Origin of the sequence: Pseudomonas fluorescens (assembly GCF_018614655.1) — a bacterium.
In the GTDB taxonomy this organism is placed as follows: domain Bacteria; phylum Pseudomonadota; class Gammaproteobacteria; order Pseudomonadales; family Pseudomonadaceae; genus Aquipseudomonas; species Aquipseudomonas fluorescens_BX.
Genome location: NZ_JAGGOG010000014.1, coordinates 181,150 through 200,620 on the forward strand (window position 1 = coordinate 181,150; position 19,471 = coordinate 200,620).

The window sequence follows — 19,471 nt, forward strand, 5'->3', positions numbered from 1 at the left end:
AGATATTTTTAACAGGTGGAATCTGTCTGCTTGCTGAATCTACATGCAGGTTGTGTGTAAAGAAAACTGACCGAACGCTAGGACGCACCGAACCGCCCAATCACCGCCTCAACAAACCTTCGCAACTTGGCGGTGCGCTGGCGATTGGCGGTGTAAAGCAGATGCATCTGTCGGCTCGGCGCCTCAAAGTCCGGCAGCAATTGCACCAAATCGCCGTTTTTCAGTGCTGGCCGAAGAAAGTCTTCCGGGCCCAGCACAATGCCAAATCCATCCAGTGCAGCGGACATCAAGGCCTTGCTTTCATTGACCTGTAAGCGGCTGGCAACCTGCACCTTATGCAGGGTCGAGCCCTGGTAGAACGACCATTCGCGATCCGCCGGGCGCGACCAGTAGGCGTATCCCAGGCATTCGTGGTGTTCCAGGTCTGCCGGAGTGCGGGGTGTTCCTCGCCCCGCCAGATAGGCCGGTGCGGCGCAGACCACCAACCGGTAAGGCGACAGCGGCCTGGCGGTCAGGCTGGTGGTTGCCAGGGGACCAATGCGAAACGCCACTTCATAGCCCTCCTCCACCAGGTCAACAAAACGGTCGGTCAGGTGCAGGTCGATTTCCACGTCCGGGTTGTCCCGTAGAAACGCCGTCACCAGCGGCATGAGGCTGTAGGAACCGAAGGTCACCGGGGCAGTGATTTTCAGTTTGCCGCGAGGCGTGTCGTTCATGATCTGTGCGAGGGAGTCCGCCGCTTCGGCTTCCGTCAGGATATGTTTGCAGCGCTCGTAGTACGCATTGCCCAACTCCGTCAGGCTTTGCCGGCGCGTGGTGCGATTGAGCAGCCGTGCCCCCAAGCGATGCTCCAGGGCGGCCACATGTTTGGCGACCATCTGCGCCGACATGTTCAAACGTTCAGCCGCTCGCGCATAGGAGCCCAACTCGGCGGCCATTACAAAGGCGTTCATGCTCGAAAGGCGGTCCATCATTCGCTACTCCCAGTAACAACAGCCCATGCAAAAACACTATTTATCGCCTATTGGTTGCCAATCATCATAACCCCACACCATCCAACAGAGGAGCTGGGACATGCGGATTGGCATTCTTGGAGCAGGCTTTATCGGGCGCGCCGTGGCGCAATTGGCCCTCGCGGCCGGGCATGAAGTGATGTTGAGCAATTCACGCGGTCCACACACCATGAGCAGCGTGTTGAGTGGTATCCGTGGCGTTAAAGTGGGCACGGCGCAGGACGCCGCGAAATTTGGCGACCTGGTGCTGGTGGCGATTCCCCTGGAACATTACCGCAGCGTGCCCGCGCAATGGCTGGAGGGTAAAACGGTGATGGATGCCAACAACTATTACCCGAGCCGGGATGGGCACATTCCCGAGCTGGACCGCTTTGAAACCACTACCAGCCGTTTGCTGGCCGAGCATCTGCCTGGCGCAAACGTGGTAAAGGTATTCAATGCGATCCTCGCTCCAGACCTGACCAAAGACGCCCGCGCCCAAGGTTCACCGGACCGTCGCGCGCTGCCCGTGGCAGCAGATGATCACACCGCGAAAGTGCAGGTAATCACATTACTGGACGAAATCGGCTTCGATGCCGTGGATGCCGGCGGGCTGGACGAGAGCTGGCGATTCGAGCGGGCCAAGCCGGCTTACTGCATCCCGCTGGATAAAGCCGGCTTGAAGGCCGCATTGGCCCTGGCTGAACGGCAAGTGGAAGTACCCGAGCCTTGGCGGCATCACTGAAGCCACAAAAAAGCCCGCTGAACCGTTAACGGCTCAGCGGGCTTTTCATATGGCGTGGTCCTGACTCAGGACCTCACCAATAGCTTACAGCGCAATATCAGCCGCTGGCTTGCTCGGCTCAGCCGCAGGCTTTGCAGCCTCGGTGGCTTGTGGAGCAGCCAGTTGCGGAATGGCTGGCGGAGGCGTCAGTTGCAGAACGTTGGCGGTGTAGGCCCATTCTTTAGCAACAGCTTCAGGGCTGTCGTTCAGCTTGGTGCCGTAGCTCGGCACGATCTGGTGCAGCTTTTCCTGCCAGGCAGGGGTCGCGACCTGATCCTTGAACACTTTCTGCAGCACGGTCAGCATGATCGGAGCCGCGGTGGACGCGCCTGGCGATGCGCCCAACAGACCGGCGATGGTGTTGTCGGCGGAGGTGACCACCTCGGTACCGAGTTTCAGGACGCCGCCCTGCTCTTCGTCACGCTTGATGATCTGCACGCGCTGACCGGCTTGCCACAGGCGCCAGTCTTCTTTCTTGGCGTTCGGGAAGTACTCTTGCAGCGCCTTGAAGCGGTCGTCATCCGACTGCATCAGTTGGCCGGCGAGGTACTCGACCAGGGGGTATTCGCGGATACCGACTTTGGTCATTGGCCAGATGTTGTGGGTGGTGGTGCTGGTCAGCAGGTCCAGGTACGAACCTTCCTTCAGGAACTTGGTGGAGAAGGTCGCGAATGGGCCAAACAGGATCACGCGCTTACCATCCAGCACACGGGTGTCCAGGTGCGGAACCGACATCGGCGGAGCACCAACGGAAGCTTTGCCGTAGGCCTTGGCCAGATGCTGTTCGGCCACGGTTGGGTTCTCGGTTACGAGGAACGAGCCGCCAACAGGGAAACCGGCGTATTCACGTGCTTCCGGAATACCCGACTTCTGCAGCAGATGCAGTGCACCGCCGCCCGCGCCGATGAACACGAACTTGGCGTCGGTTTCGGTCGTGGTGCCGTCTTTCAGGTTCTTGTAGCTGACGCGCCAGGAGCCGTCGTCATTCTTGGTGATGTCCTGCACTTCGCTCGACAGTTTCAGATCGAACTTCGGCGTGGTTTGCAGGTGAGCAACGAACTGGCGGGTGATCTCGCCGAAGTTCACGTCAGTGCCGATCGGGGTCCAGGTGGCCGCGATTTTCTGGTTCGGGTCACGCCCTTCCATCATCAGCGGAACCCACTTCGCGATCTGCGCCGGGTCTTCGGAGTACTGCATGCCGGCAAACAGCGGGCTCGCCTGCAGCGCTTCATAACGCTTCTTGAGGAACTTGATGTTGTCATCGCCCCACACAAAGCTCATGTGCGGAGTGGAGTTGATGAACGAACGCGGGTTTTTCAGAACGCCCTGCTGAACCTGCCAGGACCAGAACTGACGGGAGATCTGGAACGCTTCGTTGATCTCGACCGCTTTAGGGATCTCAACGTTGCCGTTCTTGTCTTCCGGGGTGTAGTTCAGCTCAGCCAGGGCCGAGTGACCAGTACCGGCGTTGTTCCAGCCATTGGAGCTTTCTTCGGCGACGCCATCAAGGCGCTCGACCATCTCCATCGACCAGTCCGGTTGTAGCTCATTGAGCCAAACACCCAGGGTCGCGCTCATGATGCCGCCGCCAATCAGCAGCACATCGACTTTCTTTGCCTCTTCCGCGTGAACGGACGTGATCCCCATCGACAAAGCCAGCCCCAGCAGGGCCGTGTTCATTTTTTTAAACATCAGTAGCACCTATGATAAAACGCCATCCGCCCCACAGCCCTCTCTTCATGCGAAAACCCTGCGTTACGCCAAGCAGCGCCATACGGTTTCCCACACTCACAAGAACCCCGGAACGGGCACACAAGGTCGATGCATCGACCTCAGTTTTATGTCTTTCTGCGCTGACTTCTTATCATTATTGGCTTCAGCTACCTCGGCGACATCATCCGGCCGCGCGTGTTCGAATGCACGCACGAGAGAAAGGTTAGACCAAGATGGCGCGCAGAATATCATGGTCGAGTGGGATGGGGCGTCTGTTGTGGACTGAGTGGTCGGATCTGGGGCGGATAGAGGGCTCTAAACCGGGAGATTGGGGCTTTTTGTAGGAGCGAGCTTGCTCACGATGGACGTGAACGATGACACGCCCTGACTGACCAGGATTCCCTTGTGGCGAGGGAACTTGCTCCCGTTGGGGTGCGCAGCAGCCCCTCAGACGAGAGGACGCCACCGCAACTCGATTATCCCCACAGCGAATGGCACATCACCGCTTAGTCATGCAGCAAGCCCGAACTGTATGCATTGAAACTGCTACCTATGGCACTACTGCCACCGAAGTTCGCCTTCTTATTGGAGCTTCCGGTGACATGGTCGCCGAAGGATTGGCAGCCCTCGGCGGGGCAACTACTGGTGCTCGTGCTCACACCGGAGCAAGCGCCCAGCAGCAGGGTGCCAGCGATCATCACGACTTTGAAGAGATTCGAGATCATTTTTCAGTTCCAGGTGGGCTGGAGGCATGGCGGTACCATTCTCAGACCTAATCCTAGACCTCAAAACCACCAGGGATCATGAAACCTTTCCGGGCGACAGGATTGGTTCAGTTTGCCGTTTTTGATACGGCCACAAGTTTGCCTATCAGAACAAGCCTTAAGTAGGCGGCGGATCCCCGAGCCATCTGCGTGGGCCAGGACCGTTTTTCCCCGCTCGATCCCCCGGGTTGGTCATTTTGCAATGCTTAAGCGAAAGACACCCGCAACCAATGCAATGATCGAGCTCGATATACAGTCGCTGCAATTCCAGAATCCTCTCGGCAACACGCTGTTTCCACTCGCCAGACAATCGCTGCCAGTCACCATCCGTAGCCAGTGAATGGGTTGAAATGCTGGCGAGCTGAGCGCCTATCTCATCCAGTGAATAACCAATCCGCTGGGCAAAGACGATAAACGCGACACGCCGCAGGGTCGAGCGCGGAAAGTAGCGGTGACTGGCCTCATGCCGCTTCGACTCAATCAGCCCCCGAGACTCGTAGAACCGCAAGGCTGATGCCGCAACACCACTGCGCCGGGCGATCTGACTGATTGACAGCAACGGGTCATTATCACTACCAGTAGAACGCATTGTCTTACCCCCGACGGCTTGAATTGAAGTTGACTTTAACTTGTATCCTCGGCGCAAGTTCAACCAGACGGGAGGCAAAATGGGCATATCAATGGCTACGGCAGATGCTGCCAGCGTTCAGCAGCGCGTGGACTGGATCGTGGTTTTGAATGTGGTGTTGGCAGGCATCGCCGCGGCCATGCATGTTGGCAAAACAACCATCGCCCTGCCGTCCTTGCAACAGGAGTTCGGCGGCTCGCTCGCTTCACTAAGCTGGATCATGTCGGTGTTCCCACTCGTTGGCGTATTCGGCGGCATCGCGGCCGGCATGCTGGTTCGGCACTGGGGCGACCGGCGACTACTCATCGCGGGCCTTGGCATCCTCGGTATCAGCAGCCTTGCCGGCGCGCTGACTCACGATTTCGGGTGGTTGCTCGTGAGCCGTTTCACCGAAGGGGTAGGCTTTCTGACCGTCGTGGTCGCGGCGCCCGCCGTGCTCAACCGCACGACGCCGATATCCAGACGCCCCATCGTATTTGGACTGTGGAGCACCTTCATGGGTGGGGGTATTGCGCTATCGATGCTGATCGGACCGACGCTCGGCAACTGGCGCAACGATTGGTATGTTAGCGCGGCACTGGTGCTAATGACTGCGGCGGCATTATTCCTCACCACACCCGCCGACGCGACGGTCTCACGCCAGGCTGCAACGCCCGTATGGTCGCAACTACGCAGCGTACTGGGGGCACGCGCAACACTGACGCTTGCGCTGAGCTTCACTGCGTACAACCTGCAGTTTTTCGCGGTGATGACCTTCCTTCCAGTGTTCCTGATGCAGCGCCTGGGTGTGCCCGTCGGTACCGCCGGCGTCATCAGCGCCGCGATCGTCGCCACCAACATAGTGGGCAACCTGTCGGCAGGCCTGTTGCTTTCCCGTGGCATCCGCGCGGGCACACTGATTGCTGGATCCGCTGTTCTCGTTGGCGTCGCAGGCGCGTGTATCTTTTACCCGCAGACGCCGGCCCCGCTCGCCGTGGTGTTGTGCTTTGTATTCTCGGCGATCGCAGGAATATTGCCAGCGACCATTCTCGCGACCGCCTCGTCAACCGCACCCTCGCCTTCGCTCGCGCCGCTCAGTATTGGTTGGGTGATGCAGGGCAACTACCTTGGTCAGGTCATCGGGCCGATTTTGATTGGCACCATTGTCGGCACACTTGGCTGGTCAGGGGCGATTTTTCTGATGATCTTTGCGGCGTTGGTGGGGGTGGCGCTTGGGATGTTGTTACTACGCACATCAGGACGAGCGGGCTAAAAACATCGGGAGATGGCGAGGACGGGCCGAGCTCACGACAGCGCGACCAACGGCTCGCCGAGAGCATCAACCCCCGGCCGCGTTATTACTGATAAACTTCCCTCCTCTGCTCTCCGCCCTTCAGATTCTCCAATGTCCCTACAAACAGCCACACCGCAAGTGCTTTCCCGTCGTTTCTCCGTCGCGCCCATGATGGACTGGACGGACCGCCACTGCCGTTTCTTCCTGCGCCTGCTCTCCAAACACGCCTTGCTCTACACCGAGATGGTCACCACTGGCGCAATCCTCCACGGTGACCACGACCGCTTCCTGCGTCACAACGAAGCCGAGCACCCGCTTGCCTTGCAACTGGGCGGCAGTGTACCCGCCGACCTGGCCGCTTGTGCCCGCATGGCCCAAGCCGCTGGTTACGACGAGGTGAACCTCAACGTCGGTTGCCCCAGTGATCGCGTGCAAAACAATATGATCGGCGCCTGCCTCATGGCTCACCCCGCCCTGGTGGCGGATTGTGTGAAGGCGATGCGTGACGTGGTGTCGATTCCGGTGACGGTGAAGCATCGCATTGGGATCAATGGCCGGGACAGTTACGCCCAGTTGTGTGATTTTGTCGGGCAGGTGAAGGACGCGGGCTGTACCAGTTTTACCGTACATGCGCGGATCGCGATTCTGGAGGGGTTGTCACCCAAGGAGAATCGGGACATTCCGCCGCTGCGTTATGACGTGGCAGCGCAGTTGAAGCAGGATTTTCCGGCGCTTGAGATTATTCTCAACGGCGGGATCAAGACGCTTGAGCAATGCGAAGAGCACTTGCAGGTGTTTGACGGGGTGATGCTGGGGCGCGAGGCTTATCACAATCCTTATGTGCTGGCGGAGGTGGATCAGCGGTTGTTTGGCAGCTCTGCGCCGGTGATCAGCCGGGCTGAAGCGTTGGCACAGTTGCGGCCTTATATAGCCGAGCACTTGGCGACGGGAGGGTCGATGCATCACATCACTCGCCATGTACTGGGGCTGGGGACGGGATTTCCGGGAGCGCGCAAGTTTCGGCAGTTGTTGTCGGTGGATATTCATAAGGCCAGCGATCCGTTGGCTTTACTCGATCAGGCAGCGGGGTTGTTGGAGGGGCGGTGACTGGGTGGGCGTAATGCGCACCCGTTCTATCAGCCAGCTGAAACCGCAGTCCAGTTCACCCACCCGAATACCCAAGTCGCCAGGATCAGCAAGCCGAAGGCAATACGGTACCAGGCAAATGCCGCGTAGCTATGGCTGGCGATGAACTTGAGCAATCCACGCACTGCGATCATCGCGAAAAAGAACGCGGTCACAAAACCCAAGGCAAATACGGGCAGATCGCTGGCCTGGAACAGATCCCGGTACTTGTAGCCTGAGTACACGGCGGCGCCAACCATGGTCGGCATCGCCAGAAAGAACGAATACTCGGTGGCCGCCTTGCGCGACAGACCAAACAACAAGCCCGCGATAATGGTCGATCCGGATCGGGAAGTGCCCGGTATCATCGCCAGGCATTGGGCAAAACCAATCTTTAGTGCATCGGACCAGCGCATATCGTCAACATGCTCAACGTGCACCTTATGTTCGCGCTGCTCTGCCCACAACATGATAACTCCACCCACAACCAGAGCGACGGCCACGGTAATCGGGTTAAACAGGTACTCATGAATTTTATCGGCGAACAATACGCCGAGGACAACGGCAGGAAGAAAACCGATCAGCAAATTCAGCGTAAAGCGTTGTGCATTACTCTGGGTAGTTAAACCGCTGGCAATTTCAAGGATCTTTGAACGAAACTCCCAAACAACAGCCAGGATGGCACCCAGCTGAATAATAATATTAAACGCCATGGCGCGCTCACCACCAAAGCCTAACAAATCCGCAACAATAATTTGGTGGCCCGTACTGGAAATTGGCAAAAATTCTGTCAATCCTTCTACTGCACCTAAAACCAGTACCTGCACAAGGGTCCAAAAATCCATAAACTCTCCGCCAGGCCATTCTTATTGAACAACCCATTAATCGTATTAGTACATCTAGCAACCTAGCACTATTCAATGACAGGTAAATACCCACTGCCTAATAAGACACTTGGCCAATCATGATCATTTAGTCGAGGGAACCGACGGATAATAAGTCTTATCAAACCACACACTCAAGGATTGTTATTAATCGTCCGGCTAATGCATCGCCAGAGGCTTCGGTGTAGACAGATGACTCCTTGCTCTGGTAAAACGTGACGGAGTTCACATATTTGGAATTTTCTCAGAATTAATCGTCGTCGAAGTAAGTGATGGCCTTTTGAGGACAAATACATGTCGTCAGCGGCTAAAAATAGTGGCACAATTTCACATTGCCACCATCTAAGGGTGTCAATTCATTAGTTCAGCCAGCTGGGAAAAGCAACTAAAAACTCGAAAAACCTCTGTGTATGTTAGAAAACTCTCGACACACACGTAGAATTCGTTTGAATGTTACCAATTGTCAGTCACAGATGAGAACCGGTGCTTTAACATCCCGATGTCAGCACCCATTCGAGTCAAAGCATGATGCTTACAGGGAAATTAGCGACTAGACACCTGCGCCCGACAAATGAGGAACCTGGTGTTCTCACCTTGGGTCGTACCCGCAGTGTGGCCGAGAACTTTAAGGCATTAGTCGCAAGGCATGTGAACTCTGATATAGCTCTTGATGCTAGCTCATACACTAATTCACATAAGAAAAGTGAACGCACGGATGCGTATCGCGCCATCTTCATCATTATCGACGGCCCTCAAGCTCTCGATGAGAGCCTGGCGCTGGTGGAAAACCTTCGCTCCATCCATTTAAATCCAATCATCTGTGCCGTCATCACAGGCCGAGGCGCCTACAACAAGATGAAGTATTATCTTGCTGGGGCCGACTGCTGTATCAAGCTCAATACCTTGACCGACGAAAGCTCTGAGTTGCTGTCCGAATTCTTCACCAGTGAAGAGTGGCAACGAGAAGTCAACCTGGTGCTGGATCCCACCCGTATATGCCTGTTAGGCCCCCGCAAGAAGCTGGACATCTCGTTTGCAGAAATGAAAATTCTGGAGGCATTGGCGCAAACCAGCAACCATATATTGAGCCATGACGAGATCGCCAGAATCATGGGCCTGAACGCCAATTTTTACGACCCCAGGGCTTTGGAGAAATCAATCAGCCGTCTTCGCGGAAAAATAAAAGACATGTATGGTACTCACAATGCCATTCAGAGCATTCGCGGGCATGGATACCGCTTGATGAGGGGTCTGATCTCGACCGCCTGAATCACCTATGGAAAGGAGTTGTTGCATGAATGCGACTGGAGGTACCTCACCCGCAAAGGCCCAGAATCGCTACCTGGCCCGACAACAGTTCCTGTTACGTGATAACCACCCGCTTGCCAGTGAGACAAGAACTACCGCGCCGTCGCCCTGGAGGATGCCAGCCGGGCAATCGTGCGGGTGCAGCTGTAATGCACTGGTGCATCCGCACCGGGATCCCGCTTCCCGGATAGACCGCCGCTCGTACCACCCCAAAAAATATTTGAACCGAACGACCCTCTTCCTGTCAAAACCGAGCCTTGCCAGTTTTTCGATGGTCAAAGAGCCGTTTCAGTCGGGCAACAACTTGTGCGATCTCGGTCATACACTGGCCGTGTCACTCAATGAACACCCCTTCTGGGAAGTAGATTCCAAATATAAAAAAATCATTATTTATAATATGTATCGTCTGAAAGATCATGGTATAGAAATCGCTCGGGATGAATACAGCATCCAACGCAAAGCGCTAACAGGCTTCAATTCACTGAATTTGACCAACCACATCAAGGTATCCATTTCACCCCAGGACCAGTGTTTGAAGCTCAATGGTAATCCTGAGTTTCTCAATAAGCACCATGACCGTATGGTGACACTGACCCACAATAACAAGATTTTTTATTGCCGATCGAGTAGAGCATATCGAGAGCCATTCATTGGCCTAGGCGCGGCCCTTTGACTACTTCCAAAGGAGCTATTAGTCCACTGCCGATCAACTTTAAACCGCACATTGGTGAACACTTAGGAGAGAGACGTGGAAATCAGTACAACCCTCCCCAGAAAATATTTTGTCGTCGTGACTCACAGCACAACATCCCAGCGTGAGCTCGAGACCATTCTGTCCAGCGAGCGTTTCAACTCGTTTGGTACATCCCAAGCACAAATGTTTATCGAAGGTGTTGCCCAGCCCTCTTCTGCCTCCGTGCTGATGGAGCTCCCATACCCGAACGTGACACGGAAAAATGTCGCCCACCGTATCGAACACGATACACAGAAAATGCTTGCCACCCTTGAAGCGGAATGGCTAGCGGCGCAATCCGGGGCGCGCACCAGCGTCACGCCAACCCCCGCTGAATTCAGCGATATACCTGGAGAAAGTGAGGAGGGAGCTCCCGACAACGAAGTGTGGCAACTCGATAACGATCAAAGTGTACTGATTAAAGAGAACATCGAAATAAACCTCACTGGTTTGGAAGCCACTCTTGTGAGGAAGATGCTTCATCATGAGGATCGCGTCGTCAGCAGGTCTGATCTGATTCTAAGCATTGGCAGAGAGCCCGAGCAGTATCGCGGCCTGGAGATGTGCTTGAGTCGATTGCAGGACAAGTTCAAAAGTGCCAGTAAAGGTGAACGGTTATTTCGTGCCGTGAGGAACCGTGGCTATTGCCTTATCCAAGAAGTGATATCAGAGACACATCCCGCCTGACGACCTTACAACAAACATATGACAGTGCGACTACAACAATAAAAAGTGCACTTTGTTTGTTCCCCCCCACTCCAATTTCACCCGCACTGCCTCCTCTGCACTTCTTGCACCACCCCATCATCGACATTTTCTAACAATCGACATTCTCCGCTCGAAAGTTGGCACTCTGCCATCTTGTTAGAACTCGTCAGACAGTACCTTCATCAATAATTTAATCTATTGACTGACGACAGTTCGACCTCTTGAGGCTGTTAGCTTCAGGGCGTTAGTTAAAATAATAATAAATCCTGCTTAAACAACTCGCGTCTCGACTGTCGATACCTGAATGGACGTCTTTTGGGGATATCGTATGGATCTTAGTCTTCGTATCAATCGAAATACCGGCCTCAAGGGACTTACCTTTTGGGGCCAATGGGCGCTGGCACAGGGCTTTGTCGTTTTATTGTTGTTCATACTCGCCAAACAGCAGACCGGAGCGGTCGAGTTCTATTACCGAGTGTGCGCGGCATTGACGGTACTGGCCTCGGTTCCGGCCTATACGTTCAGCGGCGTATACAGAAAAAGAGATAACTACCTGACGGGGTTGGGACGCCTGTTCGTAGGCTGGTCCATGACCATGGCTGCGCTGGCTTGCATGGCATTTATCTGCAAGGCCGATGCACTGTTTTCCCGGGAGGTGATTCTCAGTTGGGCCGTGTTTGGCTTCCTCGGGCAGGCACTGCTGTACGCGCCCTTGCACGGGTTCTCCAAGTATTATCAGCGGTCACGAAAAAGCGGCCATAGAACCCTGATCGTCGGCACCGGCGAGCTTGCGCTTGGCCTGGCCAAGAACTTGAGCAGTCTCGAGAACCTGCCCTTGGTGGGCCTGGTCAGCACCGGCGCCGTCGCCCCGCTGAAGCCAGGCGCACCACACATCATTGGTGCGCAGGAAGACCTTCTGGAGTTGATCAGAACCCATGACATTCGACGTTTGTACATCACCCTGGCGCTGAGCGAAGCGGCAAAGATCGAAGCAATGTACGTCGACTTGCTAGACGCCAATGTCGATGTGGTCTGGGTGCCGGACTTGAATAGCCTGACGCTGCTCAATCACTCGGTCAGGGTCGTGGACGGCCTGCCTGCGATCTATTTGAATGAAAGCCCACTCACCAGCCGGCCCACCGCAGCGCTGAGCAAGAGCCTGCTGGAAAAAAGTGTGGCGCTGCTGGCAATCATCCTGCTGAGCCCGGTGCTGGCACTTATTGCCCTGGCCGTAAAACTCAACTCCTCAGGCCCAGTCTTTTTCAAACAGGATCGCCATGGCTGGAATGGCAAGGTGATCCAGGTCTGGAAGTTTCGCTCGATGCGTGTACACAACGACCTTGAGGTCAAGCAGGCCAGCCGCAACGATTCGCGCATCACCGCCGTTGGGCGTTTCATCCGCCGCACCTCATTGGATGAACTGCCGCAACTGTTCAATGTTTTGCAAGGGCACATGGCCTTGGTCGGTCCGAGGCCTCACGCTATCGCCCATAACCACTATTACTCGGGGAAAATTCTCGCCTACATGGCACGCCACCGAATCAAGCCGGGTATTACCGGGCTGGCCCAAATCAATGGTTGCCGCGGCGAAACCGACACCATCGACAAGATGCAGAAGCGTGTCGAGATCGACCTCAAGTACATCAATAACTGGTCGTTGTGGCTGGATCTGAAAATTCTGGTGAAGACGCCCTTTACCTTGCTTTCGAAGGACATCTATTGATCGTCTGACCGTTGAAGGCGCACCACCACAAGGGGACGAAAGTCCCCTTTTTCATGTCTGTGAATCGGGCGTGACCGCCTGCCAGGTTTGGCAGTGGCGCAAGCCATCCGCCAATCAGGTCAGCGGATGGTATAGGTGGGTTGCGCAAAGGGCTCTGTGCAGCATCATGGGGTGTTTCATGGGCTGCCATTGCGGCCGACCACGGCGCGACCTACAGGGTTTGTGGCCCTGCAGATCGCCGACCACTACTCAGTGATCTTCTCGAAGTTGCGGTAGAACATGTCGTTGTCGCGGCTGTCGGTCATCGAGTGCAACTGGAAGCTGCGATTGAGTCGTGCGCCACCGTCCCGGGTCAGCGGCGACCAGACCAGGTTGGCGCGGCGCATGGTGGACATGCTCATCAATTCATCGAACGGGATGGAGAGGTACAAGCCCTTATCGAAGCTACCTTCACCATATTCGGCGCTGGAAGCGGTAGTGATCGTCGCCCAGGCACCAAATCGCACACCGTTTGAGAACTCCCGTGAGAGATCGATCGTGGTGCCCCAATCCCCTGCCAGGTAGCGCCCGACGCTGACGGCTGCGAGTGTATCGAAGGGCAAGTCCGTATAACCGGTGATATGGCCTGTGACGACCGAGTAGTCCCGCAGGCCAAAACCTTGGTCGAATTCGCGCTGGCGCACGTAGTTCAGGTCTGCCCCGACCGACCAGCGCTGACCTTCAGGGCGAAACAGCACCTCACCCCCCACACCGGCAAACATCGACTCCAGATACCCGCCGTAGACCATGCCATACAGGTCTTTGTCCAACTGCTCGGCGTGGCTGACCTGGAACAGCGGCATAGTGACTTCAGAGGTTGTCAGGTATTGGCGCAAGTCCGTGCGAACCCGCGGCAGGCCACTGGGTGCATCGTAGACAAACTTGTCGAAGTTGTTCAGCAGATTGGCGCTGAGCAGGCCGTTCCACCAGGTGTTGCGGTTGAAGCGATATTCGGCGTCCGCGTCGGCAGTGAACTGATAGAGAAAGCCGTCAGGGCCACCCACGTTCTGCTTGAAGCCCAGCCCGACCCCGTAGCTGAAGGGGTCGCGCGCTTCGGTGTAGAGGGTCTTCTCGTTATGCGGCATCGCCGGATTGATCTCGGTAGTGCGGTGCAACGTTTGCAGCGGCTCCTCGTTGTTGAGTACTTCGCGAAAGGTTTGCCGAGGCACACTGGTTTCTTCCAGAGGCAGGTCGTAGCGCTTGTTCACCACCGTGAACCAGTCGATATCGTCGTTGACGCTGTTGTCCAGAATCCGGCTTGCACGACCGACCGCTTTCGAGGAATGAAAATACCGCCCCTGCTCGCCATAGACGATCAACTCGGGACCGCGCTGACTGATGCGCTCGACCTTGTAGCCGGCATTTTGCTGCAGTCGCCGGGACACATCGGGCCAATTGACCTGATCCATTGCGGTGGCCGGGGCCTTGGCCGGCAACGGCTCCGCCGGCGGATCGAAGGACTTGGCCGGGGCCTTGCGGCTGACGAAGTTGGTGTGAAAAGTGAGGCCGAACATCGCGGTGTTGCCCCGTTCCCAGGCCGCACTGAGGTCCAGTGAGTCGGTCACTTTGAACACTGCGCCGAGGTTGATCGGCGAATCCTGCTTGATCACGTTGTCCTTGGGCTCGCTTTTATAGTCATTGCCTTCGTACTCGAGTTTCAGGCTAAGCCGGTCCCAGGGCGTCTGGTAAGTCACACCGCCGAACAACGAAGGCCGACCGCGAAAGTAGGCGCCTGCGTTGACGTCACCGGTACCCTCCATGTCCGGCCGGGTCTTGAAGCGATCATCGGCCCACCCCGCCGGGTTATCGAAGTCGCCGCGATTGCCCAAGTAACCCCAGGCAATGCCGGCACTGAAATCAAAATTGTCATAGCGCTTGCTGGCCACCAGGAACTCACTGGAGAACAGACCTGTACCGCCGATGTCTCGGAACCCCAACGCCACGTCCGGCGCCCAATGAGTTTCTTGCCATAGCCGGACTTTGACGTCGACCGCCTTATCCTTGTAGCTCTGGCTGCCGCTCAACGACTCGGGGCCGTAGGGACGGTTGGTGATTGCGGTGTAGCGAAACGCGCCTTCCAGCCAATCGAACGGCTGTAGCGCCACACTGTAACGACTATAGGGCTCGGTTCGGTTGGCGTTCACGCTCAACTCGCCGGCCGGGGACATTCTGGCGGTGGGCGTCTGTAGCAAACCCACTCCGCCGAAATCATTCTGAGTCAAACGCGGCTCGGCATGAGCTAAACCACAGGGCAATAACAATACGGCTGCAAAACGTAAATTCAATGAACCACCTCAGCCAGTTGCGTGGCAAGAAATTCGGCCAACTGCTGATTCAGTTCAGGAATAGGCGGATCAATATCATCATTTCTGACAGGCACCAGGATCTTGCTGCCAGCGGCAGGCACTTGCCCGCTCTCACGATTCCAGGGCGCGATGCCGACCTGTCGGGTGACCCCATTGGGTTGGATCAGCCACAGATAATCGGTCTCTGCATCGGCCAGCGGCGCGCACCCTTGCAGATAATCCCGAGCCTCTTGCAGGGCGACAAAAGGCAACCGGCACGGTTCGGCGACCGCACCGAGCACTTCAACCTCGTCGACGCGAAATGGATAGATGAGGCGATCACCATCGGTCAGACGGACGTTACGGGCGAACCCGACCTCGATGGCAACCGGGTCCAGCACCGTAACCTGGCGCCCGGTAACCGGCATGCGGCTGACTTGCTCGTACAAACGCATCGCCAGGTTTGCCCGAGTGGGTCTGTCGAAGATCAACGCTGTACGCTGCAACACCTGCAAATCGAACAGCACCCCGGTTTTGAGCCGGGTCTGCTCTTCCAGCAAAGGCTGGCGCAGCAATGCAGCTGCCAGCCAGTAGCTTTCGGCATTGGGCACGGCGACGCTGATCACGTCCGACAACCGCCCCCCTGGCGGCAGGTCGACCGGCCCCGGGGTGAGCACGTCGCCGGTGACAGTGACCGCCGCCTGGCTCACGCCGGTGATCAACAGCAGGCACGCCGACAGAAGCTGTACCCGCCTCAACGGTTAAACCTGCGTTCAGGGGTCAATTGAACGATCTTGACCCGCAGTTGCGTGGTCAATTGCTGCTCACTCTGCACAATGAAACCGTCCACGGGATCGACCCAATAACGATTGGTCGCACGCAGACCAATGGCCGGGGCGTCAATCTGCTCATCGACACGTAGCACGGCGTATTCCTTGTTGAGGATTTCCAGGGTTTCCATGGATTTACGGGAGAAGCGACTGTTCAGGGTCACGCCGACTTCGCTGCCTTGATAAAGATCAATCCAGCGCTGGCTGGTGTAGCCATCAGGCAGCGTGTGCAGGCCTTGTTTGAAGGGCGAGGTCGCGGCAAGCCGCGTCCCGTCCAGGTCGCCGTCGATACCCAGGCCGATGGTGCGTACCGCCAGCCCGTCGCGCAGCAGTAACACCTGCTTGCCGGAGGCTACCCAGAACTGCAGGTCGCCCCGCTCACGCACCATCGCCAACACCCCGGAGCCGGAAGGCGTGGTCAATGTGAGCTGGGGAAACTCAACCTGCGCCACCTGGGCCGCCGTCGCTTGCAACTCATCGGGCCCACTCACCGCCGCTTTAAGGTTGGTCAAAGAGGCGTTCATCAACGGGTTACATCCACATAACAAGGCCGCTATCACGCAGACGCCAACATTCAACGTTCTCACAGTCAGACCAAGCCTTATTTATTGCTGCTGCTGGCATCATTCAGGTTCTTCGCTGCGGAAGCCCCCACGCCGAGAATGGCTGCCGACGGCACCAGTTGACTGATGAAGCGGTTCCAGCGAGTTACGTTGGCCGGGCCCACATAGACAATGTCCTGAGGGCGTACATCGAAGTGCGTGGCCAGCGCCATGGCGGTCGGCGACTCGGCTTGCAGTTGATAGATTTTCGCCGGTTCCACATCAAGGTTCTCAACCCCCCTGATGACATAGACCGCGTTACCGTTCGAGGTGGTCTGGCTCAATCCGCCTACCGAGCCAAGAACGTCAGACAGGTTCATGGTGCCGGTTTTGAACGTCAGTGCGCGCGGCTGATTGACTTCGCCCATGACGTAGATGCGCTTGTTGTCGTTGTACGGCAGATACAATTGATCGCCACCTTTGAGGTAGACGTTCTGCAGCTCGGAATCCTGCTGATTGAGCGCGTCGAGATTCAGCGGATACACCCGCCCGTTCCGCGTCAACAGCAAGCCGGACAAGTCCGCATTCAGCGGGTCGATACCGGCAGAACCGAGGGCTTCGATCACACTGAGCGGGTTGGTGGAAATCGGTTGTGGACCCGCCTTCGATACCGCACCCGACACCACCACCTTCTGGCTGGCGAAGCGCAACACGGCGACATCCACTTGCGGGTCCGCGATAAAGGCCGACAGCCTTGAGGCAATGTCCGAACGCAGCTGCTGGATGGTTTTACCAGCCGCCTGGACTTCTTTGATATAGGGGTAGTAAAGCGTGCCGTCGGAACGTACCAGGCGGCCGTTGGCATCAATCTGCTGTTGCGCGCCAGAGGGCGCCGTCAGCTCGGGGTGGTCCCAGACCGTGATGTACAAGACATCGTTGTTACCGATTCGGTACTCCTCCGGGGCCGTCAACAGTTGCGTCGGCAGCGTCGCACGCTTGTGTGTGGCCCTGTCCATCGCAATGAGCTTGGGTGTGATCGGAATCAGTTCAACGCGACTGCTTTCACTGGCCCCCTGGCGCGTTATATCGCTGGTGCTCAGGTATTGCCCTGGAGAAAACATACATCCTTGCAAAGCGATACTTGCCAACATCAAAAAAGGAAAACTACGAGTCATAATGGCACTACGCTATTCAAGGGCAAATCTAAACAAGGTCACCCGACTTTCATCGGGCGACCTTGTATTACACCTACAAAGTTTCTCAGTTAGTACCGGTAGAGCCAGTAGTACCAGTAGTACCACCTGTACCGCCTGTACCACCGTTGGCATTGCTACCACTATTGGAAGCAGCCACTGCACCTGCCACCATTGCCGTACTGGCCGCAGGAGCTTGAGAAGCTGCTACGTTACCCGCGACATTGGTGGCCTGTGTCAGCGGTGCTTCCGCCGCGGATACCCAGCTGGCAAACATCGACAACAGGGCAATTGCCATCACTTTTTTCATATCAACTCCTTTCTAACGTTCGGCCCTGTTAAAAAACCCGGCGTTCAGTTAGAGGTGGAAAGTTCAAGCCGCAAAAAGTGCGAACAAGATCCGTTGTTCATTCACAGTCAATCCTGACTGATAAATGTCGAACGGCAGGGTTTATATCTACGGACTTGCCAGATGCATTTCCAGCCTAATTTCCCGACGATAATTAACATTCCTGCCGATTTATAACACTCAGCAAAATCATTGCTTGCAGCAACAGTATCGACCTTATCCAAGGTATCCCTTCGGGTGGTTCGATTGCCACCGCCAGGTATCTGTCATCATTTGCTGCAAACTGCGTGTGGCCTTCCAGCCCAGTTCACGGGCGGCCTTGGAAGGGTCGGCCCAACTCTCGGCGACGTCACCCGAGCGGCGCGGCATTACCCGATAGGGTACCGGCCGACCCGACGCCTGCTCGAATGCACGCAGCACCTGCAGCACGCTGTAGCCGTCACCCGTACCGAGGTTCCAGATGTTGATTCCCGTGCGTTGCGAAATCGACTGCAAGGCCTTCAAATGCCCCTCCGCCAGGTCCACGACGTGGATATAGTCACGCACACCGGTGCCATCAACCGTGGGGTAGTCGTCACCGAAGATCGACAACTCTTGCAGGCTGCCGACCGCCACCTGGCTGATGTAGGGCACCAGGTTATTGGGGATGCCATTCGGATCCTCGCCCAGGTGGCCGCTGTCGTGAGCGCCGATCGGATTGAAATAGCGCAACAATGCGATGCTCCAGCGCGGCTCTGACGCACACAGGGCTCGCAACACGTTCTCGACGATCAATTTCGATTGACCATAGGGATTGGTGGGGCTGCCGGTGGGGAAATCCTCGCGGATCGGCATCTGCTCCGGCGCGCCGTACACCGTGGCCGATGAACTGAATACCAGGCGAAACACACCGGCGGCGGCCATCGCCTGACACAGCGTGAGGCTGCCACCGACATTGGCTTCGTAATATTCGAGCGGCTTATGCACGCTCTCGCCGACCGCCTTGAGCCCGGCAAAATGCAGGACCGCATCAATGGAATGTTGCTGGAAAATCCGATCCAGCAATGCTCTGTCGCATACATCCCCGTGAATCATCAGCGCACTTTTGCCGCAGATGGCTTCCACTGCGTGCAGCGCAGCGTCGGAGCTGTTGCAAAGATTGTCCAGCACCACTACTTCAAAACCAGCTTCAAGCAGCGCAAGTGTGGTGTGCGAACCGATGTATCCGGTGCCACCCGTTACCAGAATCTTCATAGAGCGGTCCATAGTAGGGTCGTGAAGTGCTCAATAACCTGCGCAGCGCCCAGAATTAAATGTGCGTAGAAAACCTGCGCACAGAAAAACAGGGACGACAACAGCAAGAAGTACAGTCATTCAACTGCCACCGATAAATACTTATGTCGGCCAGACAGTAAAACCTGGTACTTATTTAGCACTATGAAACGATCACCACTATCAACATACACCGACGAAAAATAACTAACGAATCACAGACTGACAACTCATAACATTCCCTTGTTATATACCTGACGACAATTGCCATTAGCAACCTACCTCAGGTATTAAGTAGTCGCTTAGTAAAAAACTTATAATCATTGCTTATTGCGCCCGGCAATTGG

Annotated in this window: 18 protein-coding genes; 7 read left to right on the forward strand and 11 right to left on the reverse strand. The window is 56.2% G+C overall.

The annotated features are described in order from the left end of the window. Nucleotides 1-77: 77 nt before the first annotated feature. Nucleotides 78-974, reverse strand: a complete 897-nt coding sequence (locus tag J7E41_RS14780) for a LysR family transcriptional regulator (protein WP_214993914.1) — start codon at nucleotides 972-974, stop codon at nucleotides 78-80. Nucleotides 975-1,074: 100 nt separating this feature from the next. On the opposite strand from J7E41_RS14780, the gene J7E41_RS14785 reads away from it, so the two are divergent. After that, on the forward strand, nucleotides 1,075-1,737 hold the full coding sequence (locus J7E41_RS14785; RefSeq protein WP_214993915.1) for an NADPH-dependent F420 reductase: 663 nt from the start codon (nucleotides 1,075-1,077) through the stop codon (nucleotides 1,735-1,737). An 84-nt stretch (nucleotides 1,738-1,821) separates the two neighbouring features. On the opposite strand, the gene mqo is transcribed toward J7E41_RS14785, so the two are convergent. From mqo to soxR, 3 genes are all read right to left on the reverse strand, one after another. After that, nucleotides 1,822-3,468 (reverse strand): malate dehydrogenase (quinone), encoded by a 1,647-nt coding sequence (gene mqo / locus J7E41_RS14790; RefSeq protein ID WP_214993916.1) that lies wholly within the window; start codon nucleotides 3,466-3,468, stop codon nucleotides 1,822-1,824. 527 nt (nucleotides 3,469-3,995) lie between these two features. Continuing rightward, nucleotides 3,996-4,214 carry a hypothetical protein gene (locus J7E41_RS14795; protein ID WP_214993917.1) on the reverse strand — a complete coding sequence of 73 codons (219 nt, stop codon included), beginning with the start codon at nucleotides 4,212-4,214 and terminating at the stop codon, nucleotides 3,996-3,998. A 157-nt stretch (nucleotides 4,215-4,371) separates the two neighbouring features. Further along, nucleotides 4,372-4,842 (reverse strand): redox-sensitive transcriptional activator SoxR, encoded by a 471-nt coding sequence (gene soxR / locus J7E41_RS14800; RefSeq protein ID WP_214993918.1) that lies wholly within the window; start codon nucleotides 4,840-4,842, stop codon nucleotides 4,372-4,374. Between the two features lie 91 nt (nucleotides 4,843-4,933). Between soxR and J7E41_RS14805 the strand changes: the two genes are divergently transcribed. Together J7E41_RS14805 and dusA are read left to right on the forward strand one after the other, a co-directional pair. Beyond that, nucleotides 4,934-6,133, forward strand: coding sequence for an MFS transporter (locus J7E41_RS14805; RefSeq protein ID WP_214994199.1), 1,200 nt, complete (start codon nucleotides 4,934-4,936; stop codon nucleotides 6,131-6,133). Nucleotides 6,134-6,265: 132 nt separating this feature from the next. Next, nucleotides 6,266-7,261 carry a tRNA dihydrouridine(20/20a) synthase DusA gene (dusA, locus tag J7E41_RS14810; protein ID WP_214993920.1) on the forward strand — a complete coding sequence of 332 codons (996 nt, stop codon included), beginning with the start codon at nucleotides 6,266-6,268 and terminating at the stop codon, nucleotides 7,259-7,261. Between the two features lie 29 nt (nucleotides 7,262-7,290). Here dusA and J7E41_RS14815 read toward each other — a convergent pair whose 3' ends face one another. Further along, complete coding sequence (locus J7E41_RS14815; RefSeq protein WP_214993921.1) at nucleotides 7,291-8,124, reverse strand: undecaprenyl-diphosphate phosphatase; 834 nt, start codon at nucleotides 8,122-8,124, stop codon at nucleotides 7,291-7,293. A 564-nt stretch (nucleotides 8,125-8,688) separates the two neighbouring features. On the opposite strand from J7E41_RS14815, the gene J7E41_RS14820 reads away from it, so the two are divergent. The 4 genes from J7E41_RS14820 (at nucleotide 8,689) to J7E41_RS14835 (ending at nucleotide 12,635) form a co-directional block, all read left to right on the forward strand. Beyond that, nucleotides 8,689-9,432 carry a winged helix-turn-helix domain-containing protein gene (locus J7E41_RS14820; protein ID WP_214993922.1) on the forward strand — a complete coding sequence of 248 codons (744 nt, stop codon included), beginning with the start codon at nucleotides 8,689-8,691 and terminating at the stop codon, nucleotides 9,430-9,432. A gap of 25 nt (nucleotides 9,433-9,457) precedes the next feature. Next, nucleotides 9,458-10,144: a hypothetical protein gene (locus J7E41_RS14825; protein WP_214993923.1), complete on the forward strand. Its 687-nt coding sequence runs from the start codon at nucleotides 9,458-9,460 to the stop codon at nucleotides 10,142-10,144. Between the two features lie 75 nt (nucleotides 10,145-10,219). Then, nucleotides 10,220-10,891: a winged helix-turn-helix domain-containing protein gene (locus J7E41_RS14830; protein WP_214993924.1), complete on the forward strand. Its 672-nt coding sequence runs from the start codon at nucleotides 10,220-10,222 to the stop codon at nucleotides 10,889-10,891. Between the two features lie 349 nt (nucleotides 10,892-11,240). Continuing rightward, nucleotides 11,241-12,635, forward strand: coding sequence for an undecaprenyl-phosphate glucose phosphotransferase (locus tag J7E41_RS14835; RefSeq protein WP_214993925.1), 1,395 nt, complete (start codon nucleotides 11,241-11,243; stop codon nucleotides 12,633-12,635). A 245-nt stretch (nucleotides 12,636-12,880) separates the two neighbouring features. On the opposite strand, the gene J7E41_RS14840 is transcribed toward J7E41_RS14835, so the two are convergent. From J7E41_RS14840 to galE, 6 genes are all read right to left on the reverse strand, one after another. Then, nucleotides 12,881-14,959, reverse strand: coding sequence for a YjbH domain-containing protein (locus tag J7E41_RS14840; RefSeq protein WP_214993927.1), 2,079 nt, complete (start codon nucleotides 14,957-14,959; stop codon nucleotides 12,881-12,883). Next, nucleotides 14,956-15,717 (reverse strand): capsule biosynthesis GfcC family protein, encoded by a 762-nt coding sequence (locus J7E41_RS14845; RefSeq protein ID WP_214993929.1) that lies wholly within the window; start codon nucleotides 15,715-15,717, stop codon nucleotides 14,956-14,958. The genes J7E41_RS14840 and J7E41_RS14845 overlap by 4 nt, the downstream gene beginning before the upstream one ends. Next, nucleotides 15,714-16,376: a YjbF family lipoprotein gene (locus J7E41_RS14850; RefSeq protein WP_214993930.1), complete on the reverse strand. Its 663-nt coding sequence runs from the start codon at nucleotides 16,374-16,376 to the stop codon at nucleotides 15,714-15,716. The genes J7E41_RS14845 and J7E41_RS14850 overlap by 4 nt, the downstream gene beginning before the upstream one ends. A gap of 14 nt (nucleotides 16,377-16,390) precedes the next feature. Further along, on the reverse strand, nucleotides 16,391-17,506 hold the full coding sequence (locus tag J7E41_RS14855; RefSeq protein ID WP_435304125.1) for a polysaccharide biosynthesis/export family protein: 1,116 nt from the start codon (nucleotides 17,504-17,506) through the stop codon (nucleotides 16,391-16,393). An 85-nt stretch (nucleotides 17,507-17,591) separates the two neighbouring features. Beyond that, nucleotides 17,592-17,834 carry a hypothetical protein gene (locus J7E41_RS14860; RefSeq protein WP_214993932.1) on the reverse strand — a complete coding sequence of 81 codons (243 nt, stop codon included), beginning with the start codon at nucleotides 17,832-17,834 and terminating at the stop codon, nucleotides 17,592-17,594. A gap of 255 nt (nucleotides 17,835-18,089) precedes the next feature. Further along, nucleotides 18,090-19,106 carry a UDP-glucose 4-epimerase GalE gene (gene galE / locus J7E41_RS14865; RefSeq protein ID WP_214993933.1) on the reverse strand — a complete coding sequence of 339 codons (1,017 nt, stop codon included), beginning with the start codon at nucleotides 19,104-19,106 and terminating at the stop codon, nucleotides 18,090-18,092. Nucleotides 19,107-19,471: the final 365 nt, after the last annotated feature.